This is a genomic window from Nocardioides sp. Leaf374, from assembly GCF_916862475.1.
Taxonomy (GTDB): Bacteria; Actinomycetota; Actinomycetes; order Propionibacteriales; family Nocardioidaceae; genus Nocardioides; species Nocardioides kribbensis.
Map to the genome: position 1 here is coordinate 122,147 of NZ_CAKASO010000002.1, position 22,870 is coordinate 145,016.

The window sequence follows — 22,870 nt, forward strand, 5'->3', positions numbered from 1 at the left end:
CGACCCGGCACACCCACCCCACGACGTCATACGCCCCGTGGATGCGCATCCACCCCTCGCATGACGTCCCACCCGCGGCTACCCGCGGCCACCCGCGACCACCCGGGGCGTCATGCGCCCCGTGGATGCGCATCCACCCCCCGCATGACGTCCCACCCGCGGCCACCACAGGGGTGGGACCCGCCCGGGCGGCGTAACCATCAGCGGGCGGCCCCGTTGAGTGAGCGTGGTCACGCGCGTGGCCGCACGCCTTGGGAGGGGTTTCTCGGACATGTCAGCACCCGCAGCACGTCGTACGCCCGGCCGGACCGGCCGCACCCGCACCACCGCCCGCACCACCGCCCGCACCGCCACCCGGGTGGCCGCGACGACGGCCGCCGCGGCGGTGGCCGCGCTGGCCGCGAGCCCGGCGATGGCGGCCGGACCGGTCGCCCAGGCCAGCGCGACGGCGCTGGAGGTCACGGTGGCCAGTACGCCCACCGACTCGGGGTCCTACTCCGTGACCAACGACGGCCGCCGCGAGCGCGCCACCGGCACGAGCTCCCCGGCGATCACCGCCCTGGCCGGCCAGGACTTCGTGGGCGCCGGCACCCTCGCCCAGGACGCCACCACCCGCATCGTGGGCCGCGACGGCCGCTCGGCGGCGTGCGCCGGGCTCGCGGGCGACGGCGCCACGGTCGCCGCCGCCGGCGACAGCAGCTGCCTGACCCCGGGGCAGAACCTCACCCTCGACGCCGCGTCGCTCGACCTCACCGGCGTCCAGCTGGTGCAGTCGGACCTCCTGCAGGGCCTGGACCAGCAGCTCCAGGACGCCCTCGCCCCCGTGCTCGACCAGGTCTTCCCCGCGCTGCAGGACGCCGTCGGTCAGGTGCTCGACGCCGCCGACCTCGGGGTCTTCCTCGACGCCGGCGCCATCCAGAGCCGCTGCACGGCCGCGCCCGGCACCGCCGACGGCAGCGCCGACCTCGCCGACGTCAGCGCCTACGCACGCGTGATGGGACAGCGCGTCGACCTGGTCTCGCTGCCGGTCAGCCCCGCCCCCAACACCAAGGTCGTCACCGACCTCGGCGAGGTCGCGGCGCTGCTCGAGCAGGCGCTGCAGGAGCAGCTCACCACCGCCCTCGACGGAGCCCTCGGCCCGCTGGGCGACGCGATCGACCAGACCGCCGTCGTGGAGGAGGCGCTCGCGACCCTCGGGGAGCAGCTCGCGCCGCTGGAGGAGAACGTCCTCGACCTCACCCTCAACAAGCAGGTCCGCTCCAGTGACGGCGCCATCGAGGTCACCGCGCTCGACCTGGCCGTGCTCCCGGTGACCAGCGACTTCGGCGTCGAGGTGCTCGGCGCCCAGGTCGGCCGCAGCACCTGCGGCCCCAACGGCCGCGTCGGCGCGCCGCCGCAGACCCCCGACCCGACCCCGACGCCCCAGCCCACCGACGTGCCCACCTCGGTGCCGGCCGGCGTGGCCGAGGCCGGCGCCACCGCCGGACCCGACGAGGGTCTGGGCGCCGGCGGCACCCTCGCCCTCGGCGGGCTGCTGGCCCTGGCCGGCGCCGCGGGCGTCGCGAGCTGGCGCCGCGCCACGAGGGCCTGAGCCGTGGGCACCGACAGCCCCGCCGGCCCGGGAGCCGGAGACGGGGCGGGCGTCACCGCCCGTCTCGGAGCCCTCACCACGGCCCTGCTCGTGCTGGGCGTCGGGCTCGTCCTCGGTGGGCTGGTCCTGCCCAGCGGCACCGACGACAGCGGCCCGTCGTACGCCGACCTGGGCCCGGCCGACCCCGTGCGGCTGCAGGTGCGCTCGCTGCGCATCGACGCCCCCGTCGTGCCCGTCGCCGTCACCACCGACCGCGTGCTCGACCCGCCCACCGACGTGCTCGACGTCGGCTGGTGGGACGCCTCCGCGCAGCCGGGCGCCGAGAGCGGCCAGACCGTGATCGCGGGCCACACGGTGCACACCGGCGGCGGCTCGCTGGACCGCCTCGGCGACGTGCGGCGCGGCGCGGCGGTCGACGTGACCACCCCGCGGGGACGGATGCGGTACGAGGTGACCCGCGTCGTGGTCTACGACAAGGACCAGCTCGCGGCCAACGCCCAGCAGGTCTTCGGCCAGGACCGTCGCGACGGGCGCCTCGTGCTCATCTCGTGCACCGACTGGGACGGCGCGGCCTACGCGAGCAACGTGGTCGTCTTCGGCCGCGCCCTCGGCGAGCCGGTCTGACCCGGCTCTCCGGACAGCCCGGGGCCGACCGGGGCCGACCGCCGGCCCGGTTCCTGGCCGGCCTCGCGACCGGCCACGTGCCCGGCCGCTGGTCCGGTCACTGGTCCGGTCACTGGTCTGGTCCGAGGGGCACCCGGGGCCGCCCGGTGGGGTGTGAACAGTTGTCCACACGTTCCTCAACACCCTGTGGAGGTTTACAGTGGCGCCATGAACGACGCGTCGAACCCCGGTCCCGAGACCCTCACGATCGGTGAACTGGCCTCGCGCACGGGCGTCGCCCCGGCGACGCTGCGCATGTGGGAGCAGCGCCACGGCTTCCCCAATCCGCAGCGCCGCGACAGCGGTCACCGGCGCTACTCCGCGGCCGACGTCGAGGTCGTGCTCGACGTGATCCGCCGCCGCCAGATGGGGGTGCGCCTCGACGTCGCCGTCGAGCAGGCGGTCTCCGCGGCCTGGTCCGACGCCGAGCCGACGACCCCGTCGGCCTACGCCGAGCTGCGCCGGCTCCACCCGCGGCTCACCAGCTACCGCCTGCGCAAGTCGACGCTGCTGGCGCTGTCGTGGGCCATCGAGGACGAGTTCTGCGCGCTCGCCGACCGGCCCTACCTCTTCGGCGCCTTCCAGCACGAGAAGTTCTACGCCCACTCCCAGCAGCGCTGGGAGGAGCTGGCGCGGGTGGCCCGCCAGACCTTCGTCTTCGCCGAGTTCACCAGCCCGCCCGTGACCCGCAGCTCCGACGACGGCACCACCACGCTGTCGGCCGGGCCCGCCTCGGCCGACGCGCCCGGGTCGCAGCCCGGCGCCGGGGCTCGCCCGACGCGTCCCGCGCGACCGCAGCCGCCGCGTCGTACGCCGATGGCGGTGACCCTGCCCCACGACGCCCCGATGCGCCGCGAGTGGACCGTGGTCTGCGACGCCCCCGACCTCTCCGCCGCCCTCACCGCCTGGGAGCTGCCCGGCCAGGACGACACCCCCGACCGCGACCGGGTCTTCGAGTCGCTGTGGACCGTGGAGCCCGGCCCGGTGCGCGACGCGGCCCGGGTCTGCGCCCGCGTGGCCCAGGCCGCCGGCGTCGAGGAGGCCCGGCCCGTGCTCTACGAGCTGGCCAGCTCCCCCGACCCCGCGCTGGCCGACCTGGCCTCGGTGACGGCGATGTTCAACCGCGTCGTGTCCTACGTCGACCGCTACGCGGTCCGCTGACGTGACCCCTGCCGGCACCGCCGCCGAGGCGACCGGAGCGAGCGCCGCCGCGACCGAGACCGACGTCCTGGTCGTCGGCGCCGGTCTCGCGGGCCTGCGCTGCGCCCGCGTGCTCGCCGACACCGGCCTCGACGTGCAGGTCTGGGAGACCGCTGACGCCGTCGGCGGCCGGATCCGCACCGACGTGGTCGACGGCCACCGGTGCGACCGCGGCTTCCAGCTGCTCAACCCGGCCTACGCCGCCGTGCGCGCCTGGGTCGACGCCCCGGCGCTGGGCCTGCAGTCCTTCGGGGCCGGGGTCGTCGCCGGCACCGACGACGGCCGGCTGCTGCTCGGCGACCCGCTGCGCGCCACCCGCACGCTGCCCTCCACGCTGCGCCACGTGGCGCCCCGCGCCCTCGACGTGCTGCCCCTGGCCCGCTGGGCCGCGCCCCTGCTGCGCCACCCCGCCGGGCGCCACCTGGCCCACCACCTCACCAGCGGCGGCGACACCGACCTGCGCACCGCCCTCGACCGGGCCGGCGTGCACGGTCTGCTGCGCCGGGTGCTCGACCGCTTCCTGTCCGGCGTGGTGCTCGACGACTCCGGCGCCACCTCCTCGGCCTTCGCGCTGCTGCTGCTGCGCTCCTTCCTCACCGGCGTGCCCGGCCTGCCCGCGCAGGGCATGCAGGCGCTGCCCGAGCAGCTCGCCGCGCCGCTCGGCGGGCGGGTGCGGCTCGACCACCGCGTCGAGCGGGTCGGCTCCGCCGGGCCCCGCGGGGTGCTCGTCGAGGGGCCGGCCGGCTCCGTGCGCGCGCGCCGCGTGGTGGTGGCCACCGACGGCGTCGACGCCGCCGGGCTCACCGCGCTGGAGCCGGTGCGCACCCGCGGCGTGGTGACCACGTGGTTCGCCACCGACGAGCCGGTCGGGCTGCGCAGCGCCACCGAGGCCCGCATGCTCCACGTCGACGCGCGCGAGGTGCCCGCCGGTCCGCTGGTCAACACCGCGGTGGTGTCCGCAGCGGCCCCGACGTACGCACCGGAGGGGAGCCACCTCGTGCAGGGCTCGGCCCTGCTGCGGCGCGGCACCGCGCCGGCCACCGACGGCGAGATCCGCCGCCACGCCGGGCTCCTGCTGGGGGTCGACACCTCCTCGTGGCGCGTGGTGGTGCGCCACGAGGTGGAGCACGCCCTGCCGGCCCAGCCCGCGCCGCTGGCCGCGCGCCGCCGCCAGGCCCTCGACTCCGGCGTCGTGGTCTGCGGCGACCACCGCGACACCGCCTCCATCCAGGGCGCCCTGGTCAGCGGCGACCGCGCCGCCCGCACCGTGCTCGCCGACCTGTGAGCGCCACCCCGTGAGCGGTCCGCTCGGCGACCCCGACGTGGTGCGGGCGGCGCTGGTCGCGGTCACGTGGCTCCACCTCGGCTTCCAGGCGGTCGTCAGCGCGCTGGTCTACCCCGTGCTGGTGGCCACCGGACGTGAGCAGCCCGAGCGCTGGCCCACCGCCCACGCCCGGCACTCGCGGGTGATCGCCCCGCTCGTCGGGTTCGTCTACGGCGCCCTGCTGGTCGTCGGCGTCGTCGCCGCGCTCGTCGTGCCCGGTCCCGCCGAGCTGGTCGCCCTCGCCGCGGCCGGCGGCGCCGTCGCGGTCACCGCCACGCTGGCCGCCCCCACCCACGGCCGGCTCGGCCGGCCCGGGCCCACCGGCGCCGTGCGACCCGACCCGGCCCTGCTGCGCCTGCTGCTGCGCGCCGACCTCGCCCGCGCGGTGCTGGCCCTCGTGGCCGCCGTCGCCGCGGCCCTCGCCGTGCTCGTGGCCTGACGCCTCCCGGCCACGGCCCCGCTCGCGCCCCGCACACGCCCCGCTCACGCCCCCGCTCAGGGGCGTCGGGCTCAGCCCTGCGGGCCCATCCGGATGGCGAGCACGGTGGTGTCGTCGTCCTTGACGCCGGCGACGGCCTCGACGATCTCGTCGACCCACTCCTGCATCCGCTCGCCGGGTCCGACGCAGGAGGTGACGCGCAGCTGCTCGAGCGTCTCGGCGATGTCGAGGCCACGACGCTCGACGAGGCCGTCGGTGTACATGAGCACCGTGGCGCCGCCGGAGAGGTCGACCTCGTCGACGACGGCCTGCCCCACCCCGATACCGAGCAGCGGGCGCTGCCGCAGCGACAGCTCGTGGGCCTCGCCGTCGACGCACAGCAGCGGCGGGAGGTGGCCGGCCGAGGAGAGCTGGAGCACGCCGCTCGCGCGGTCGAGCACCCCGACGAGGGCGGTGGCGACCCGCTGGTCGAGCAGCCCGTCCATCAGCCGGTCGAGCCGGTCGAGACAGCCCGCGGGCGTGTCGCCGCCGAAGAGGTAGGCCCGCAGCGCGGTGCGCACCTGGGTCATCGCGGTCGCGGCCTGCACGCCGTGGCCGGCGACGTCGCCGACGACGAAGGCCACCCGGCCGTCGTCGAGCTCGAAGGCGTCCCACCAGTCGCCGCCCAGCTGGTAGGTCGAGGCCGGCAGGTAGCGCGCGGCGATCTCCACGCCGTCGAAGTCGGGGGCGACCTCGGCCACGACCGAGCGCTGCAGCGACTCCGCCATGGCGATCTGCTCGCGGGAGCGGGCCAGCAGCACCCCGGTGACGTGGGCGTTGAGGGCCTCGGCGGTGTCGACCTGCCAGGCGGTCCAGGGCTCGCTGCGTCCGCGCACCACCTGGCGCCACTTGTCGAAGGACTTGCGGGGGCTGAGGCGGACCTCGGGGCCCTCGGCGTCGTAGAGCAGCTTGTTGGTGGGGTCGCCGCCCCAGTCGACGACCTCCTCGAGCTCGGGCCGCACCCACATCAGCCAGCTGGTGGGGTCGCTGCTGCCGATCACCATCGCGCCGGCGGCGACGTCGGCGACCTCCTCGAGGTCAGGGGCGAGGACGCCGAGGTGGTGGGTGTGCACGGCGCGGCCGTCGGGGCGGTGCAGCAGGGCGCCGATGCGCCGCAGGTGCCGCTCCTCGGGCACGCGCCCGGTGGTGGTGATGACGCCCTCCACCGACAGCGCGGCTCCGCCGGCCCCGACCAGGCGCAGCAGCGCCGGGTCGGCCATGAGCTGCACCAGCGGGTTGAGCTCGGAGGCGGTGAGGGCGGCGGTGAACCGGTTGAGCTCGGCCTGGCTCCCGATGGCGGCCTCGCGCCCGTCGGCGCGCTCGCGGTCGTTGATCATCTGCGAGGCGACCTGCCCCAGGAACTCCACCGCGGCGCGCGCGTCGTGGCTGGGCCGGTGCGGCCCGGAGTAGTGGTGGCACGCCACCAGGCCCCACAGCTCGTCGTCGATGACCAGCGAGACCGACATCGAGGCGCCCACGCCCATGTTGGTGAGGTACTCGACGTGGATCGGCGAGACGCTGCGCAGCGTGGAGTGCGACAGGTCGAGCGGGGCGCCGGTGACCTCGTCGAGCACCGGGTCGAGCGGCACCGGGGTGTAGGAGACGTCGGCGATCAGCCGCGTCCAGTTCACGGTGTAGAGCCGCCGGGCCTGGGCCGGGATGTCGGTGGCGGGGTAGTGCAGGCCGAGGAAGGGGTTGAGGTCCTCGCGGCGGTCCTCGGCGATGACCTCGCCGTTCCAGTCCTGGTCGAAGCGGTAGACCATGACCCGGTCGAAGCCGCTGAGCCCGCGCACCTCGTGGGCCAGCCGGTCGGCCAGCTCCGGCACCGACCCGGCGCTGGCCAGGCGGGCCATCGCGCCGCGCGCCGACTGGTAGGACAGCGTGCCGGCGCCCGGGCCGCCGAGCTGCTCGAGCTCGACCACCACGCGCTCCCCGGAGCGGTGCACGGTGACGTCGACGTCGGCCCCGGCCAGCGCGCCGCGCGCACCGGTGGCCAGCGGCAGGTCCTCGGGCAGGCGCAGCACCATCGGCTCACCCTTGGTGGGGCTCGCGGCCCGCGGCGCGATCGCCGCGGCCGCCGCCTCGCCGAGCAGCTCGGCCAGCGTGCGTCCGCGCGCGGCGCCCGACGGCACCCCGAGCAGCTGCTCGCAGTTGGCGGAGACCACCACCGCGGTCAGGTCGTCCGGCTCCAGGGCCAGCAGCACGCCGTGGGGCTGGATCGCGCCGGGCACGTGGATCGGCTCCCGGTCGCACGTCGTGAGGTCGACACCGCCGTAGGCGGGGGTGTGCGACGGTCGGACGTCGGTCAACGCGGGGCTCCAGGCGACGAGGGGGCGAGGGGGGCGGGCGGTCACTGCGGGGTACGGCGGGCACGGCCCGGTCGTGCCGGGGGCCCGGCGCGTCACGGCGTCCTGCTGGGGAGCCTAGGCGCTCCACGCCGTTCCCGTGCCCGCCCCGCCCCGACCTCGCCCGTCCGGGCGGGGCGCGACGCGCCTCCCGGGCTCAGGCCATCGCGCGCAGGGCGTCGACCAGCGGGGTCGTGGGGCGCCCGGCCAGGCGGGACAGGTCGCCGGGGGTCGCGGCGAGCGCGCCCTGCGCGATGGCGGCGTCGAGACCGGCGACGAAGCCCGCGGTGCCCTCGTCCAGCCCCGCCTCGCGCAGGGCGGCGACGTGGGTGTCGGTGTCGACGGCCCGCAGCGTGATGTCACGGCCGAGCACCTCGCCGAGCGCGGCGGCCAGCTCCTCGGCGTCCCAGGCGTGGTCGCCGGAGAGCTCGTAGGCCGCACCCACGTGCTCGGCGCCGTCGCCGGCGGCCACGTCGACGAGCACGCGCGCGGTGGCGGCGGCGTAGTCGTCGCGGGTCGCGCTGGCCACGCGGCCCGCCCCGGTGCTGGTCAGGACGACGCCGGTGGCGCGCGCCTGCTCGAGGGTGGGGGCGTAGTTCTCGGTGTACCAGCCGTTGCGCAGCAACGTCACCGGCAGCCCGCTGGCGCGCAGCAGCTTCTCGGTGGCCTCGTGCTCCGCGGCCAGCGACAGCGGGGTGGCGCCCGCGCCGAGGACGCTGGTGTAGGCGACGTGCGCGACGCCGGCGTGGACGGCGGCGTCGATCGCCGCGGCGTGCTGCGGCACGCGCCCGCCGGGCTCGCTGCCGGAGACGAGCAGGAACACGTCGCCGGCCGACAGGGCCGCCCCGAGGGTCGCGGGGTCGTCGTAGTCCATCCGCGCGGTGCGCACGCCGGTCGCCTCGCCCAGCGCCGCGAGCCGCCCCTCGTCGCGGCCGCCGGCCACCACGTCGGCCGGGGCCACGCCCCGCGCCAGCAGCTCCTCCACCACGCGCCGGCCCAGCTGCCCCGTCGCTCCGCTCACCACGATCGTCATCCCTGTCTCCTCCACACGTCGCTGCCGCGGCGGTCACCGCGGCGGGCCGCGCCGTCGGCGGCCCCGCCCCTGCCAACCGCGCCCGCCCCGTCACCCTTCCCGCGGTGGGGTACGCACTTCGAAGTGGGGTACTCACCTCGGAGTAAGGTCGGATCGTGACCACCCTCCCCCGCACCCCCGCCGCCGCGGTGCCCGTGGACTCGCTGTGCCCCGCGACCCGCGCCGTCTTCGAGCACGTCACCAGCAAGTGGGGCGTGATGGTGCTGGTCACCCTGGCCGAGGGCACGATGCGCTGGAGCGCCCTCAAGCGCCGCATCGACGGGGTGAGCGAGAAGATGCTCATCCAGACCCTGCAGACCCTCGAGGCCGACGGCCTGGTGCTGCGCGAGGCCCTGCCGGTCGTGCCGCCGCACGTGGAGTACTCCCTCACCCCCGCCGGCCAGCAGGCGGTCGCGCTGATGACGCCGCTGCTCGGCTGGATCCGCGACCACGTGGCCCCGCTCGCCCCCTGACGACGGCGGTCGCCGCCGCGCGCGCGTCCTACTGACCGTTGCGACCACTGGCCGACTGTCGTGACGGTCAGGTAGTGGTCGCAACGGTCGGTAAGACGCGCGCGACCCGCCTGACCCCCGCGGGTGTGGTGCCCGGCGGGGGGTGCGAGGAGGGTGGGAGCCATGAGCCACACCTCGCGCGACGTCGCAGCCACCCCCGAGACGGTCTGGGAGGTCCTCAGCGACGGGTGGATGTACCCCCTCTTCGTGGTGGGCGCCTCCCGGATGCGCGAGGTCGACGAGGACTGGCCCGAGGTCGGGTCACGGCTGCACCACTCCGTCGGCGCCTGGCCGGCGCTGCTCGACGACAGCACCCAGGTCGTCGAGATGCACCCGCGCACCACCCTGACCCTGCTCGCCTACGGCCGGCCCTTCGGCCGCGCGCGGGTCACCTTCCGCCTCACGCCGTCGGGCGCCGGCACGTCGGTGGAGGTCGAGGAGCGGGTCGACCGCGGACCGGGCCGCTTCGTGCCGAGCCTCCTCCACGACCCGCCGATGACCTGGCGCAACACCGAGACCCTGCGCCGGCTGGCCTACGTGTGCGAGAACCGCCCGTGACGGGAGCGACGTACGACGCCCTCGTCATCGGCTCCGGCCCCAACGGGCTGGTCGCCGCCAACCTGCTCGCCGACGCCGGCTGGTCGGTGCTCGTGCTCGAGGCGCAGCCCGACGCCGGCGGCGCGGTGCGCAGCAGCCACGAGCTGGCCGACGGCTTCGTGCACGACACCTTCAGCGCCTTCTACCCCTTCGCGCGCGCCTCGCCGGTCATGCTCGGGCTCGACCTGGAGCGCCACGGCCTGACCTGGTCGCACCCGCCCGCGGTGCAGGGCCACCCCTTCCCCGACGGCTCGTGGGCGCTGCTGCACCGCGACCGCGGGATCACCGCCGACCTGGCCGAGCGCGCCCACCCCGGCGACGGCGAGGCCTGGCTGCGGCTGTGCGCCGACTGGGACGCCATCGGCCCCGCGCTCATCGACGCGCTGCTCACCCCGTTCCCGCCCGTGCGCGGGGGCCTCGGGGTGCTCACCCGGCTGCGCCACGTCGGCGGGGTCGACTTCGTGCGCACCCTGCTCAGCCCCGCGCTGACCATGCTCGACGGACGCCTGGGCGGCGAGGCGCTGCGCACCCTGGTGGCCGGCAACGCCGGCCACGCCGACATCCCCCTCGACGCGGCCGGCTCGGGCATGCTCGGCCTGCTGCTGACGATGATGGGCCAGACCGTCGGCTTCCCCGCCCCGCAGGGCGGCGCCGGCGAGCTCAGCGCCGCGATGGTGCGCCGCCTGGAGTCGCTGGGCGGCGAGGTGCGCTGCGACGCCGAGGTCGTGGCCGTCGAGACCGACCGCGGCCGCGCGACCGGGGTGCGGCTGCGCTCGGGCGAGCGGTACGCCGCGCGCCGCGCCGTCGTCGCCGACGTGGGCGTCGAGGCGCTCTACCGCCACCTGCTCGACCCCTCCGACGTGCCCGCCCGGGTCGCCCGCGGGCTCGACCGCTTCGAGATGGACCCCGCGACGGTCAAGGTCGACTGGGCCCTCGACGGCCCCATCCCCTGGGCCAGCGCCCCCGAGCACGCCCCGGGCACGCTGCACCTGGCCGCGTCGCGCGCCGAGATGGCCGAGGCCACCGCGCAGGTCGCCTCCGGCTACGTGCCCGCCCACCCCTTCATGCTCGCCGGGCAGATGACCACCGCCGACCCCACCCGCTCCCCCGCCGGCACCGAGGCGGTGTGGGCCTACACCCACGTGCCGCAGCAGACCCGCGGCGACGCCGCGGACGGCGCGGCGAGCGGCTCGGGCAGCACCGGCGGAACGGTCGGCGGCGACTGGGGCCCCGACGACCGCGAGCGCTTCGCCGACCGCATGCAGGCGCGCTTCGAGGAGCTGGCCCCGGGCTTCGGCTCCCTGGTCAGGGCCCGTCGCGTGCTCGGCCCCCGCGAGCTGGAGCAGCGCAACGCCAACCTCGTCGGAGGCGCCGTCGGCGCGGGCACCTCCCAGCTGCACCAGATGCTGCTCTTCCGGCCCGTGCCCGGCCAGTGGGGCCGCGCCGAGACCGGCGTCGCCGGGCTCTACCTCGGCTCGGCCGCCGCCCACCCCGGCGGCGGCGTGCACGGCGCCCCCGGCAGCAACGCCGCCCGCGCCGCGCTGGCCCACGCCCGGGTCTCGACGCTGACGGCGCTGCCGCGCTCGGTGGGACGCTCGGTGCGGGGCACCCTCGGCCGCGGCACGGCCGGCGGGGGCGCGTCGTGACCGGCCCCGGCGCCGACCACGCGGTGCGGCGGGCGGAGTTCGGGCCGCTCGTGCTGACCTTCGACGACCGGGTGCTCGAGCCGCGGGAGTGGACGCTGGCCCAGTCGCGGTGGGCCGCCGAGCTCCTCGCCGAGCGGGACGGCACCGCCGCCGGGGCCGCCGGGTCCGCCGGGGCCGCCGGGCCCGCCGGGTCCGAGGGGGCCGAGGGGGCCGTGCTCGAGCTGTGCGCGGGGGTCGGCCACATCGGCCTGGCCGCGGTGGCCGGGTCGCGGCGCGCGTTGGTGTGCGTCGACGCCAACCCCGTGGCCTGCGCCTTCGCCCGCGACAACGTCGCCGCCAACGCCACCGCGGAGCGGCCCGCCGAGCTCACCGAGGTCCGCGAGGGCGACCTGCGCGAGGCCGTGGCCGACCACGAGCGGTTCGCGCTGGTCATCGCCGACCCGCCCTACCTGCCCTCCGCCGACACCGGGCGCTTCCCCGCGGACCCGCTGCTGGCCATCGACGGCGGCGCCGACGGCCTCGACCTGGCCTGGACCTGCCTGGAGGTTGCCGAGCGCCACCTGCTGCCCGGCGGCTCGGTGCTGCTCCAGCTCGCCGACACCGCGCAGTGCGACGTCGTCGAGGCGGCCTGGGGCACCCGCCACGGCCTCGTGCCGGTCGACCGTCGCGTCGTCGGTCGTGGCGCCCTGCTGCGCCTCGACCGCGCCTGAGCCCGCCCCGCGCAGGCTGCGCTCGGGCTGCTGTCAGGGACGCAGCCCGGCGGGCAGCACCTTGTGGGTGCCGTCGCACCACGGCAGCGTGGCCGAGCGGCTGCAGCGGCAGATCGCGGAGACCGGGCGGTGGGTGGTGTGCCGCACGCCCTGGTCGTCCTCCACCACGAGCCGCCCGCGCACGAGCATCGGGCCCCCGGGGCAGAGCACCACGTCGGGGCGTGAGACGTCGTCGACCACCGGGGCGGCCTCCGCCGTGAGCTCCCCCGCCCCCACCACGGGTACGCCGGCTCCGCAGGCGCCGACCCGCGGCGGGGCCGTGCGGGGGGTCGGGTCGCTCACGCCGCGCGGTCCCAGCGGGCGAGCAGGTCGGTCGCGGTGCGGGCCTCGAGGTCGAGGCAGATCGCGGCGCCGAGGAGCACGTCGCCGGCGAGGTGGGGCTCACGCTCGACCAGGGCGCCGCAGATGGCGCGCACGGCGAGCTGCTCGTGCGCGGCGTCGGCCTCGACGTGCTCGGTGTAGTACTCCACCATCTCGGGGGCGAAGCCGAGGCGCTGCAGGCCGCGGGCCATGCGTCGCGACGGCCCGGAGCTGCTGGCCTCGACGGCGGCGAGGTGGCCCAGGGCGGCGCCGCGCAGGCGGCGGTGCAGGCCCAGCATCGACAGCGCGGCGTTCTGCTCCAGCACCGCGGCGCTCGCCTCGTCGACGGTGGCGCCGTAGTCGGCGCTCAGGCCCGAGGCGGCCAGGCCGCGGGCGAAGAGGTGGTGGTGCAGGCGGGCGGGGTCGCCGCCGCCGTACTCGTCGAGCTGCACCTCCATGAGCGCGGCCTTGACCGTGGCCTCCAGGCGCGGCACGACCCAGGTCGTGGGGTCGGCCTCCTTGAGGTGGTAGACCGAGCGGTGGCGCAGCAGCTCCTCGACCTCGTCACGGGTCGCGGTGGTCTCGACGTGGCGGGCCAGCGAGGGTCCGTCGTCGGCCTCGACCATGGCGAAGAGCCGCTCGGCCAGGCCCTCGGCGGTGTGGTCCTCGGGTCGCGGCACCAGGTCGGCGTGGCGCTCGCGCAGCCGCGCCTCGAGGTCGGCCTCGAGCTCCCAGCGCAGCGCGTGCACCGCGGGGTGCCACTCGAGGGCGTCGTCGACGTCGTCGAAGCCGCGGTAGTGCAGCTCCTGGAGCGCCCAGAGCGTCACCGCGGCGTCGTCGCGGGAGTCGGCGTCCCCGCCGCGGCCGAGACCCGCACTCGCGGTGTCCTCGAGGCCTCCGGTGAGCTGCGGGAAGACCCGCTCGCTCAGCGTTCCTCGGGCCTGGGGGATCAGCATCGGTGGTCCTCCCTGGTCGGCGGTGGTCACCCGGGCGGGCGGCCGCGCGGGGCGCTCCTTCGACGGTAGCCACGGCCACCGACGCTGCTCCCACCCCTGCGGGTGTGAGTCCTGGGTGATCGCCCGGCGGGCCCCCTACCGTCGCTCGGGAGGGCCTCGTCGGGGCCCCTCGGACCCGCCCGGGACCCGCGTCGAGCCGCCGCACCACGGCCCGCGCCGACCGGGCCCGCACGCAGGAGGAGCCATGGAGCTGTCGGGAGCACGCGCACTGGTCGTCGGGGCCTCGGGGGTGCTCGGCGCAGGCATCGCCCGCGCCCTCGTGGAGCGTGGCGCGACCGTGAGCGTCGCCGGTCGCGACGCCGGGCGGCTCGCGCCGGTGGCGCAGGCCTGCGGCACCGAGCCGCTCGTGCTCGACCTGGTCGACACCGACGCCTGCCGCGAGGTCGTCGGGGCGGCGGCCGACGCCATGGGCGGCCTCGACCTGCTCGTCGTGGCCACCGGGGTCGCGGGCTTCGGCCCCGCGACCGAGGCCGACCCGGCGGTGGTCGAGGAGCTCTTCGCCGTCAACACCCTCGGTCCGATGGCGCTCGTGCGCGCGGCCGCCGGGCGCTTCGAGGACGGCGGCACGGTCGCGGTGCTCTCGGCCATCCTGGCCGAGCTGCCCACCAACCAGATGGCGGAGTACTCCGCCACCAAGGCGGCCCTCTCCACCTGGCTGACCGTCCTGCGCCGGGAGAACCGTCGCGCCTTCACCGTGCTCGACGTGCGCCCGCCCCACCTCGACACCGGGCTGGCCGAGCGCGCGCTGGCCGGCGAGCCGCCGAAGCTGCCCGCCCCGCTGCCCGGTCAGGTCGTGGTCGACACCGTGGTCGAGGCCCTCGCCTCCGGCGCCACCGAGGTCGTCTGGGACGCCGGCGCCAAGGAGCTCGTCGCCCGCTGAGGCCGGGCGCGCGAGGCCAGGAGGCACCGGGGCGGTCGGTCAGGCCTCCAGGGCCCGGGCCAGCCGCTCGATGTCGGCGGGTCCCACGCGGCAGCAGCCGCCGACGAGCCGGGCCCCGGCGCCGACCCAGCCGGCCGCGGGCGCGACGTCCCAGTCGCGCTCGCCGCGCCAGGCCTTGGCCACCGCGTCCCAGGTCTCGCCGCGGTTGGGGTAGACCACGCCGGGCAGTCCGGTCACCTCGGCGGCCACTCGCACCGCCGCGGCCACCTCGCCCGGGGCGGAGCAGTTGAGCCCGGCGGCCACCACGCTGGTGCAGCCGGCCAGGACGGCGTACGCCTCATCGAGCGGCTGGCCCGCCCGCGTGCGTCCCCCGGCGACGGAGTAGGACACCCACGCGGGCAGGCCCAGGTCGTCGAGGAGCGGCACCAGCACCTCGGCCTCGCGCACGTCGGGTAGCGTCTCCACCGCAAGCAGGTCGGGTCCGGCGGCGGCGAGCGCGTCGAGGCGCCGCGCGTGGAAGTCGCGCAGCGCGCGGGGGGTGAGCCCGTAGTCGCCGCGGTACTCCGACCCGTCGGCCAGCACCGCGCCGTAGGGGCCCACGGACGCCGCCACCAGCAGCCGACCGCGCTCGGCCCCCCGGTGCTCCGGGCCGCCCGACCCCGCGCGCAGCTCCTGCGCCGCGTCGCGGGCCCGGCGGGCCACCTCGACGCTGCGCGCCAGCAGCGCCCGGGCCTCCTCGGGCGTGCCGCCCGCGGCCACGACGCCCTGCTCGCTGACCTGGTAGCTGGCCGTGGTGGCGACCTCGGCCCCGGCGGCGAAGTAGGCCGCGTGCACGGCCTCGACCTCCTCCGGCGACCCGCGCAGCACCGTCGCGGTCCACAGCTGCGACGACAGGTCGACGCCGCGGTCCTCGAGCGCGTTCGACAGCCCTCCGTCGAGCACGACGGGTCGGTCGGCGGACTGCGGGGCGAGGTCGTCGAGGCCGGCAGGGCTGGCGGGACCGGCCGGGTTGGCAGAGCTGGCGGGACCGGCCGGGTTGGCAGAGCTGGCGGGACCGGCCGGGCTGGCAGAGCTGGCGGGACCGGCCGGGCTGGAGGGACCGGCGGGGTTGGCGGGACCGGCAGGGCTAGCGGGATCGGCGGGATCGGCGGGACCGGCGGGGCGGGGAGTCACACGCCCATCGTCCCCCGCCGCGGGCGCGGCGCGGCGGCGGGCGGCCCGCGGTGGGCGGACGGCGGCGGTCGGCGGCGGACGGCGGCGCCGGGCGGGCTGGGTGGGCTGTGCTGGGATGGCCGCGTGACCTCCACTCCCCAGCCGACCACCGGGCCGACCACCGGGCCCACCCCGACCGCCGACCTCGTCGACGAGCACGGCGAGGCGCTGCAGTCCTGCGACCTCCAGCTGCGCCAGTACGGCGCTCGCGCCCGCTTCGCCGGCACCGCCGTGACGCTGCGCTGCCACCAGGACAACGCCCTCGTGAAGGCCACCCTCGCCGAGCCCGGCGCCGGCAAGGTGCTGGTCGTCGACGGGGGCGGGTCGCTGCACACCGCGCTGATGGGCGACCTGATCGCCGCCTCGGCCGTCGCCAACGGCTGGGAGGGCGTCGTGATCCACGGTGCCGTGCGCGACGTCGCCGCCCTGCGCGAGCTCGACCTCGGGGTGAAGGCCCTCGGCTCCAACCCGCGCAAGAGCGCCAAGGACGGTGCGGGCGAGCGCGACGTGGTGGTGGAGTTCGGCGGCGTGTCGTTCGCCCCCGGCGCCACCGTGGTCAGCGACGACGACGGGATCGTCGTCCTGCCCTGAGCCGGCCGGGGCGCAACGCCTCGTCGAGCGGGACGTCATGCGCTCAGTGGATGCGCATCCACCCCTCGTATGACGTCCCCCTCGACGCCCCGCGGCCGCCCACCCGACGTCATGCGCTCGGTGGATGCGCATCCACCCCTCGTATGACGTCCCCCTCGACGCCCCGCGGCCGCCCACCCGACGTCATGCGCTCAGTGGAAGCGCATCCACCCCTCGCATGACGTCCCCCTCGACGCCCCGCGGCCGCCCGCCCGACGTCATGCGCTCGGTGGAAGCGCATCCACCCCTCGTATGACGTCCGTGCGCGCCCACCTGGACGACGCCCCGGCCCGACAGCGCCGCAGGCGGAACGTCATGCGCAGGCGGGACGTCATGCGGGGCGTGGATGCGCATCCACCCTCCGCATGACGTCCCCCTCGACGCCCCGCGGCCGCCCACCCGACGTCATGCGCTCGGTGGATGCGCATCCACCCTCCGCATGACGTCCGGTGCGACGCTCAGTCGTCGATCTCCTCGCTCATGTCGAGCTCCCGCACGAACTGCATCGTCTCCCGGCGCTCGGCCGCCCGCGCCCGGGCGCGGGCCGCGTCGGCGCGCACCTGCTCCTCGCGGGCCTCGCGGGCGAGGCGCTCCTCCTCGGTCTCCTGCATCTGTCCACGGTGCCCGATCCGGGCTCCGCGCGGAAGCCTTCCGACCATGGAGCGCGTCACGGAGCGCGTCACGGGGCGGGTCACCGGGCGGGTGACCGGGCCGGTCACGCGGCCGGTCACGCGGCCGGTCACGCGGCCGGCGGCGGACCTGGCGGGCGGCGGACCCGGCCGCCCGGCCGCCCGCCCCCCCGAGCGGGTGGCTCAGCCGCGGGGCACGGCCACCCGGGTCACCCAGTACTCGGTGGTGGGGGTCGGCGGGGTGGAGAAGCGGGCGTTGGGCAGGTAGAGCCGGTCGCCGAGTCGCGCGATGGTGGTCGGCACGTCGAACTGGCCGGAGGTGAGGGTCCGCTGCAGCGTGCCGTTGCGCCCGCCGGCGGCGACGCGCAGCACAGCCACCTGGTTCAGCCGGTTCTGCACGACGTAGAGCCGGCGGCCCTCCAGCAGCATCCCGTCGCCGTTGGTGAGCTCGGCGCCGCCGAGGTTGACCCGGGTGGCGTCGCCGGTGGCGGGGTCGACGCGGAAGAGCCCGCCGGAGGCGGAGTTGACCACGAGCAGCGCCTTGCCGTCGGGGGTGGCGGTGATCCCGTTGGCGTTGAGGCCCTCGGCCTGCTCCCAGTCGCCGCCGAGCGGCAGCCGCACGACGTCGGCGGCGTCGGGGAGGTCGCCGCCCTCGAGCGGCAGCCCGAAGAGCTGGGCGTTCTCGGAGTCGGTGAACCAGGCGGCGTCGTCGGTGAGCACGACGTCGTTGATGAAGGCCGCGTCGGAGTCGGCGGGCACGTCGACGAGCTGGTAGTCGGCCAGCACCTCGCCGCTGCCGGCCTTGACGACGCGCGCGTCGCCGGCGGTGCCGCCGGAGACGAAGATCCGGTTCTGCTCGTCGACCTTGAGGCCGACCGAGGGGGTGCCGGGGCCCTGGCTGATCACGCGGCCGGTGCCGGTGCGCAGGTTGGCGCGGTAGAGGTCGCCGTCGAGGCGGGACCCGAAGTACGCCGCGAAGCCGCGGCCGACCGCGATGCCCTCGGGCTGGAAGCCGTCGGGCAGCGCCACGCGCTGCGGGAAGGGCCCGTCGCCGGGGGCCTGCGCAGCACCGGCCGCGGTCGGGGCGAGCAGGGCGGAGGCCGCGAGACCGGTCGCGGTCAGACCGGTGGCGGCCAGTGCGGCGAGCCGCGCCAGGCCCTGGCGCGGACGCCGGCGGCCGGTGCGGCCGGCGAGGGGGGACGAGCGGGGCGGGGAGAGCAGGGTCATCGGTGGCTCCGAGAGTGAGGGCGCCCGGCTGGACGCGGCTGGTCGGGACCTCCTCGACGCTAGCCACGCCCCTGCCCCCGGACCTCCCCCTTCCGGCCCGGCCCCACTCGGGTGAGCCCGTCGCGGCGGGGGCGGTGGCACCGTGGCGGCATGCCCATCCAGACCAGCGCCTACGCCCACGTCCGCCTGACCGTCACCGACATCGAGCGGTCGCGGAAGTTCTACGACGACGTCTTCGGCCTCCCCGTCGCCTTCGAGCTCCCCCCGAACGCCGACGAGGAGACCCGGCAGCAGCTCTCGTTCCTCTTCGGCGGCGTCATCTACCAGCTCGGCGACAGCCTGCTGGGCCTGCGCCCGGTGGCCGACGACCACTTCGACGAGGACAAGACCGGCCTCGACCACGTCGCCTTCGCCGTCGCCGACCAGGCCGCGATCGAGGCCGCCGCGGGCGTGCTCGACGACCTCGGTGTGGCCCACGAGGGCGTCAAGGACATCGGCGCCGGCTGGATCCTGGAGTTCCGCGACCCCGACAACATCGCGCTCGAGGTCTTCGCCCCCAAGGCCTGACCCGCCCCGCACCACGTCGAGGGCCCGGCCCGGCTCGCCGTACGGCGGGCGCGCGCCGGGCCCTCCGCACGCCCGACGGGCCGCCCGCGGTCAGGTCGGACCGCCCGGCCCGTCGGTCCGGTCGCCGATCCCGCGGCGCTCGGCCCAGACCGCGGCCGAGGTGCGGTCGGCGACGCCGATGCGGTGGAAGATCGACGTGAGGTGCGACTTGACCGTGCCCTCGGAGATGCCGAGGCGTCGCGCCACCTGCTTGTTGGCCAGGCCGGCCCGCACGAGCGCCAGCACCTCGACCTCGCGCGGGCTCAGCCCGTGGCCCTCGGGCGCGGCCGGGCGGGCCGAGAGCAGCGTGCGCGCAGCGCGCGGGTGCAGCGGCGACTCCCCGCGGGCGACGGCTCGCACGCCCTCCACCACCTCCTCGGGCTCGGCGTCCTTGAGCAGGTAGCCGACCGCGCCGGCGTCGAGGGCGGCCAGGATGCGCTCGGAGTCGGAGTAGGACGTCAGCACCAGCACGTCGCAGCCGCCCGCCGCCACGATGGCCCGGGTGGCGGTGACGCCGTCGGTGCCGGGCATCTGCAGGTCCATCAGCACCACGTCGGGTCGGGTCCGGGCCACCACCTCGACCGCGGCGTCGCCGTCGCGAGCCGAGCCGACGACCTCGATGTCGTCCTCGCCGGCCAGGAACTGCTCGAGCGCGCCGCGCAGCACCGCGTGGTCGTCGACGAGCACCAGCCGGATCGGGGTCGGGGTCGGGGTCGGGGTCGGGGTCGGGGGCGGGGTCATCGTCGTACCTCCAGTCGGACGGTGGTGCCGGCCCCGGGCGACGACTCCACCGTGAGCCGGCCGCCGTGGTCCTCGGCGAGGCTGCGCAGCCCGCGCAGCCCGTAGTGGCTGCCGGCCTGTGCGACGTCGGCGCGGAAGCCCGCGCCGTCGTCGACGACCTCGAGCACCGTGGTCGACGCGCCGCCCCCGACCCTGACCTGCACGGTCGAGGCCCGGGCGTGGCGCAGGGCGTTGCGCACCGCCTCCTGGGCCACGCGCCACACCAGTCCGAGGGTGGCCTCGTCGACGTCGTCGAGGTCGCCGACCTCGACGTCGGCCACGATCCCGGCCGCGGCGAGGGGCGCCACGAGGTCGGCCAGCGCCGACGGCAGGGTGGTCGCGGTGAGACCGGGCGGGTGGATCTCCACGAGCAGCGAGCGCAGGTCGCGCATGCTGCGCCGCAGCGCGGCCCCGGAGGCGAGCAGCTCGCGCCGCTGGGTGCCCTCGGCGCGCCGCGCCAGCGTCGAGAGCCCGAAGGCGGTGGCCGCGAGGTCCTGCACCACGCCGTCGTGCAGGTCGCGGGCGATGCGCCGCCGCTCGGCCTCCGAGGCCGCGGCGGCCCGGTCCATGAGCCGCTCCCGCTCCAGGCCGGCCAGGCGGATCCTGCGGTTGAGCAGGTAGAGCAGACCGGTGGCCACCGCGACGACGAGGGCGAGGGCGAGCAGGTTGATGCGCTGGAAGGGCGCCACGACCTCGTCGCTGCGCGTGGCGATGAGGTCGGAGGAGTAGTAGGTCTCGAAGAGCAGCGGCTCGCCCTCCGGGGAGTCCAGCCGGGTGTAGACCTCGATGAGACCGCGGCCGGGTGCCTCGAAGCGGTTCTCGGGTGCGCTGAGGTCGGAGACCTCGGCGTCGGTGCCGCCCTCGGCGAGGATGCGCTGCTCGTCCTCCCCGAGCTCGAAGCGCCTGCCGATCAGACGCACGTCGTCGGAGTAGAGCACCGTGCCGTCGGCCGCCCACACCTTGACCCGGCGCACCCCGGCCCCGACCAGGCGCGCCAGGGCCGTGCGGTCGAAGCGGTCGACCGCGCCGGGCACCCCGTCGACGAGACCGCGCGGCACCGAGGGCCCGGCCACGGAGCGGGCGAGGAGCTCGGTCGTCGAGCGGGCGTCCTGCAGGGCCTCGGCCCGCGCGGCGCGGTCGCCGAGGTGCTGGCTGACCCCGACGATGACCGCGCACGCCAGCAGCCCGACCGCGAGGAACCACACGATCGGGCTGCGTCCGGCACCGCGCCACCTGCGCCCGAGGGGGCGGGGCAGCGACGCGGGTCGGGTCTCGGGACGGCTCAGAGCGACACCTTGGCCACGCACACCTCACCGCTGGCGGCGTTGGTCGCGCGGAAGGTGAAGGCATCGGTGCCGGCGGCGTCCACCAGCCGCCGCTCGACGCTGAAGGAGCCGCTCGGCGCCTTGGTGGTCGAGCTGCCGCGTGCGGCCACGGAGCCGTCGTGCCTGAGCACCCAGCCCCAGGTCTGGCCGTTGACGTTGCTGTCGATCTCGGCCTCGACCTCGATCCGGCCGTCGTCGGGCTTGGCCTTGATCTTCCAGTCGGTGCTGCCGGTGCAGGAGCCACGGCGGATGACGTCGGCGTCGTTGGCGCTCGCCGAGGCCGTCACCACCAGCGGCGCGGCGAGGGTGAGCGGCACGACGAGGGCGAGCACGGCGCGGGCGGTCGTGCGGGTGGTGGTGCCGGTGGTGGTGCGAGTGGTGGTGCGGGGCGAGCGGGTCATGGCGTCTCCTGGTGGGTGCGGCGGTCGGCCGGGCCGGTCGACCGGGCTGGTCCCCTCCAGCGTGCGACCCGCGAGGAGGCAGCCGCCATCCGCCAGTGGTCATACGACCACCGGCCGGCCCCCGGGGGACGGGTCGAAGGTCCCGAGCCGATCGGACACCTCAGCGCGGATCGGGCAGCTCGAACCACACGGTGGCCCCACCGCCGGCGGTCTCGCGCAGCCCGATGCGCCCGCCGTGGGCCTCGATGATGGCGCGGCAGGTGGCCAGCCCCAGCCCGGCGCCGGGCGCCAGCGCCTCGTGCTCGCCCACCCGCGCGAAGGCCTCGAAGACGCGCTCGCGCTCGGCCTCCGGCACCCCGCGGCCGTGGTCGGCCACCTCGACGAGCCACGACCGGTCACGCCGCGACGCGGTCACCGTCACCTGGCCGCCGTGCTCGGTGGCGGCGAACTTGGCGGCGTTGGACAGCAGGTTCTGCAGCACCAGGCGCAGCAGCGGGCCGTCGGCGACGACGACCGGCAGCGCCCGCGCGGTCACGTCGACCCCGTCGAGGGCCGGGCCCAGGTCCTCGCGGGCGTCCTCGACGAGCGAGCCCAGGTCGACGGGGTGCGGCGAGGCGGGCGCGCCGGTGGCGTGCACGAAGAGGTTCTCCACCACACCGCGCATCCGGGTCGCACCACGCAGGGCGCGGGCCAGCACGGGCTCGAGGTCGGGGGGCGACCAGCCCTGCGACAGCCCGACGCCGAGCAGCTCCAGCGACAGCGTCATGGTCGACAGGGGGGCACGCAGGTCGTGGCTGACCTGGCCCGCGAAGGCGCGCAGGCTCTCGTTGTCGGCGCGCAGCCCCGTGCGCACCTCCTCCAGCGCGCGGACCTCCTCGGTCAGCCCCCGCACCCGGCGGTCGAGCTCCAGCACCCCGACGACACGGTCGGCGAGCGCCTGCAGCAGGCTGCGCTGCTCGGCGCCGAGCACGTGGGGCCGCTCGTCGAAGACGCAGAGAGTGCCGATGGACACGTCGGCGGCCGTGCGGAGCTGGAAGGCGGCGTAGAAGCGGATGCGGCCCTCGCGCACGAAGGGGTTGGCGAGGAAGCGAGGGTCCTCACGGGCGTCGGCGACCACGACGGGTCGGGGCTCGTCGACGACAAGGCTGCACATCGAGTCGCGGCGGGGCAGGGCCACGATCTCGAAGCCCACCGTGGCCAGGGCGCGCTGCTCGTCACCGGCGAGGAGGTGGATCGCAGCCGTCGGCACCCCCGCCGCGGCCGCGGCCACCGCGACCAGCGCCGACAGGTCGTCGGCGGCCGGGTGCTCGCCATCCGGCAGACCGAAGTCGCGCAGCGCCCGGAGGCGGGCGCGCTCGCGTGGATCGTCCAGGTCGTGTCCGCTGTGCGTCCCGGCTGCACTCATGCCGCTCCCTCCCCCGAGACACGACGACCGCCCGTGCATCGGGCGTGGGGGGCCGCCGCACCCGTCAGGCAACCAGGTGGGGGCCGGATCGGCCAGGGTCCAACGGACAGTTGACATGGCCCGATCGGACTTGTCGCGAAACTGCTGACAGACCACCACCCGTTGGCTACAGTGGATCTCGAAGGCGCCGGGGACCCGAGACCCCGGCGCCTTCTTCTATTCCCGCACGGACCCGCCGCCCCGCGGCGAGCCCCCTCTCCC

General features: G+C 76.7%; 23 protein-coding genes. 12 read left to right on the forward strand and 11 right to left on the reverse strand.

Annotated elements, in window-relative coordinates; all coding sequences use genetic code 11:
* The first annotated feature begins 271 nt into the window (after nucleotides 1-271).
* The 5 genes from LPA27_RS01610 to LPA27_RS01630 all read left to right on the forward strand — a co-directional run bounded on the left by LPA27_RS01610 (nucleotide 272) and on the right by LPA27_RS01630 (nucleotide 5,217).
* The gene (locus LPA27_RS01610; protein ID WP_228941267.1) at nucleotides 272-1,591 is read left to right on the forward strand and encodes a hypothetical protein; all 1,320 of its coding nucleotides are present in this window, start codon (nucleotides 272-274) and stop codon (nucleotides 1,589-1,591) included.
* A gap of 3 nt (nucleotides 1,592-1,594) precedes the next feature.
* A complete protein-coding gene (locus LPA27_RS01615; RefSeq protein ID WP_228941268.1) occupies nucleotides 1,595-2,215 on the forward strand; it encodes a class F sortase in 621 nt (206 codons plus the stop codon).
* Between the two features lie 207 nt (nucleotides 2,216-2,422).
* Nucleotides 2,423-3,415 (forward strand): DICT sensory domain-containing protein, encoded by a 993-nt coding sequence (locus LPA27_RS01620; protein ID WP_228941269.1) that lies wholly within the window; start codon nucleotides 2,423-2,425, stop codon nucleotides 3,413-3,415.
* 1 nt (nucleotide 3,416) lies between these two features.
* Nucleotides 3,417-4,739, forward strand: a complete 1,323-nt coding sequence (locus LPA27_RS01625) for an FAD-dependent oxidoreductase (RefSeq protein WP_228941270.1) — start codon at nucleotides 3,417-3,419, stop codon at nucleotides 4,737-4,739.
* A 10-nt stretch (nucleotides 4,740-4,749) separates the two neighbouring features.
* Nucleotides 4,750-5,217, forward strand: coding sequence for a hypothetical protein (locus LPA27_RS01630; RefSeq protein WP_228941271.1), 468 nt, complete (start codon nucleotides 4,750-4,752; stop codon nucleotides 5,215-5,217).
* A gap of 71 nt (nucleotides 5,218-5,288) precedes the next feature.
* Here the strand turns inward: LPA27_RS01630 and LPA27_RS01635 are convergent, their stop codons facing one another.
* A complete protein-coding gene (locus tag LPA27_RS01635) occupies nucleotides 5,289-7,565 on the reverse strand; it encodes a SpoIIE family protein phosphatase (protein ID WP_228941272.1) in 2,277 nt (758 codons plus the stop codon).
* 193 nt (nucleotides 7,566-7,758) lie between these two features.
* Complete coding sequence (locus tag LPA27_RS01640) at nucleotides 7,759-8,634, reverse strand: NAD(P)H-binding protein (protein ID WP_228941273.1); 876 nt, start codon at nucleotides 8,632-8,634, stop codon at nucleotides 7,759-7,761.
* Between the two features lie 155 nt (nucleotides 8,635-8,789).
* Between LPA27_RS01640 and LPA27_RS01645 the strand changes: the two genes are divergently transcribed.
* From LPA27_RS01645 to LPA27_RS01660, 4 genes are all read left to right on the forward strand, one after another.
* Nucleotides 8,790-9,146 (forward strand): winged helix-turn-helix transcriptional regulator, encoded by a 357-nt coding sequence (locus tag LPA27_RS01645; protein ID WP_228941274.1) that lies wholly within the window; start codon nucleotides 8,790-8,792, stop codon nucleotides 9,144-9,146.
* Between the two features lie 162 nt (nucleotides 9,147-9,308).
* Nucleotides 9,309-9,743 carry an SRPBCC family protein gene (locus LPA27_RS01650; RefSeq protein ID WP_056863068.1) on the forward strand — a complete coding sequence of 145 codons (435 nt, stop codon included), beginning with the start codon at nucleotides 9,309-9,311 and terminating at the stop codon, nucleotides 9,741-9,743.
* Complete coding sequence (locus LPA27_RS01655) at nucleotides 9,740-11,428, forward strand: phytoene desaturase family protein (RefSeq protein ID WP_228941275.1); 1,689 nt, start codon at nucleotides 9,740-9,742, stop codon at nucleotides 11,426-11,428. The genes LPA27_RS01650 and LPA27_RS01655 overlap by 4 nt, the downstream gene beginning before the upstream one ends.
* Entirely contained in the window at nucleotides 11,425-12,138 is a 714-nt protein-coding gene (locus LPA27_RS01660; protein WP_228941276.1) for a methyltransferase, read from the forward strand. The genes LPA27_RS01655 and LPA27_RS01660 overlap by 4 nt, the downstream gene beginning before the upstream one ends.
* 33 nt (nucleotides 12,139-12,171) lie before the next feature.
* On the opposite strand, the gene LPA27_RS01665 is transcribed toward LPA27_RS01660, so the two are convergent.
* A complete protein-coding gene (locus tag LPA27_RS01665) occupies nucleotides 12,172-12,480 on the reverse strand; it encodes a CDGSH iron-sulfur domain-containing protein (protein ID WP_228941277.1) in 309 nt (102 codons plus the stop codon).
* Entirely contained in the window at nucleotides 12,477-13,454 is a 978-nt protein-coding gene (locus LPA27_RS01670; protein ID WP_228941278.1) for an iron-containing redox enzyme family protein, read from the reverse strand. The genes LPA27_RS01665 and LPA27_RS01670 overlap by 4 nt, the downstream gene beginning before the upstream one ends.
* 244 nt (nucleotides 13,455-13,698) lie before the next feature.
* Between LPA27_RS01670 and LPA27_RS01675 the strand changes: the two genes are divergently transcribed.
* On the forward strand, nucleotides 13,699-14,394 hold the full coding sequence (locus LPA27_RS01675; protein WP_228941279.1) for an SDR family NAD(P)-dependent oxidoreductase: 696 nt from the start codon (nucleotides 13,699-13,701) through the stop codon (nucleotides 14,392-14,394).
* A 39-nt stretch (nucleotides 14,395-14,433) separates the two neighbouring features.
* Here LPA27_RS01675 and mmuM read toward each other — a convergent pair whose 3' ends face one another.
* Nucleotides 14,434-15,336, reverse strand: coding sequence for a homocysteine S-methyltransferase (gene mmuM, locus LPA27_RS01680; protein WP_228941280.1), 903 nt, complete (start codon nucleotides 15,334-15,336; stop codon nucleotides 14,434-14,436).
* Nucleotides 15,337-15,690: 354 nt separating this feature from the next.
* Between mmuM and rraA the strand changes: the two genes are divergently transcribed.
* Entirely contained in the window at nucleotides 15,691-16,197 is a 507-nt protein-coding gene (gene rraA, locus LPA27_RS01685; protein WP_056863061.1) for a ribonuclease E activity regulator RraA, read from the forward strand.
* 497 nt (nucleotides 16,198-16,694) lie between these two features.
* Here rraA and LPA27_RS01690 read toward each other — a convergent pair whose 3' ends face one another.
* Both LPA27_RS01690 and LPA27_RS01695 read right to left on the reverse strand, forming a co-directional pair.
* Complete coding sequence (locus LPA27_RS01690; protein ID WP_156697763.1) at nucleotides 16,695-16,847, reverse strand: hypothetical protein; 153 nt, start codon at nucleotides 16,845-16,847, stop codon at nucleotides 16,695-16,697.
* A 201-nt stretch (nucleotides 16,848-17,048) separates the two neighbouring features.
* Complete coding sequence (locus LPA27_RS01695; protein ID WP_228941281.1) at nucleotides 17,049-18,092, reverse strand: SMP-30/gluconolactonase/LRE family protein; 1,044 nt, start codon at nucleotides 18,090-18,092, stop codon at nucleotides 17,049-17,051.
* A gap of 150 nt (nucleotides 18,093-18,242) precedes the next feature.
* Here LPA27_RS01695 and LPA27_RS01700 point away from each other — a divergent pair, with 150 nt between their 5' ends.
* Entirely contained in the window at nucleotides 18,243-18,659 is a 417-nt protein-coding gene (locus tag LPA27_RS01700) for a VOC family protein (RefSeq protein WP_056903129.1), read from the forward strand.
* Between the two features lie 90 nt (nucleotides 18,660-18,749).
* On the opposite strand, the gene LPA27_RS01705 is transcribed toward LPA27_RS01700, so the two are convergent.
* From LPA27_RS01705 to LPA27_RS01720, 4 genes are all read right to left on the reverse strand, one after another.
* Nucleotides 18,750-19,439: a response regulator gene (locus tag LPA27_RS01705; RefSeq protein ID WP_228941282.1), complete on the reverse strand. Its 690-nt coding sequence runs from the start codon at nucleotides 19,437-19,439 to the stop codon at nucleotides 18,750-18,752.
* Nucleotides 19,436-20,683, reverse strand: coding sequence for a sensor histidine kinase (locus tag LPA27_RS01710; RefSeq protein ID WP_228941283.1), 1,248 nt, complete (start codon nucleotides 20,681-20,683; stop codon nucleotides 19,436-19,438). The genes LPA27_RS01705 and LPA27_RS01710 overlap by 4 nt, the downstream gene beginning before the upstream one ends.
* Nucleotides 20,684-20,760: 77 nt before the next feature.
* Nucleotides 20,761-21,204: a hypothetical protein gene (locus tag LPA27_RS01715; RefSeq protein WP_056903126.1), complete on the reverse strand. Its 444-nt coding sequence runs from the start codon at nucleotides 21,202-21,204 to the stop codon at nucleotides 20,761-20,763.
* Between the two features lie 160 nt (nucleotides 21,205-21,364).
* Entirely contained in the window at nucleotides 21,365-22,609 is a 1,245-nt protein-coding gene (locus tag LPA27_RS01720) for a GAF domain-containing sensor histidine kinase (protein ID WP_056903125.1), read from the reverse strand.
* Between the last annotated feature and the right edge of the window lie 261 nt (nucleotides 22,610-22,870).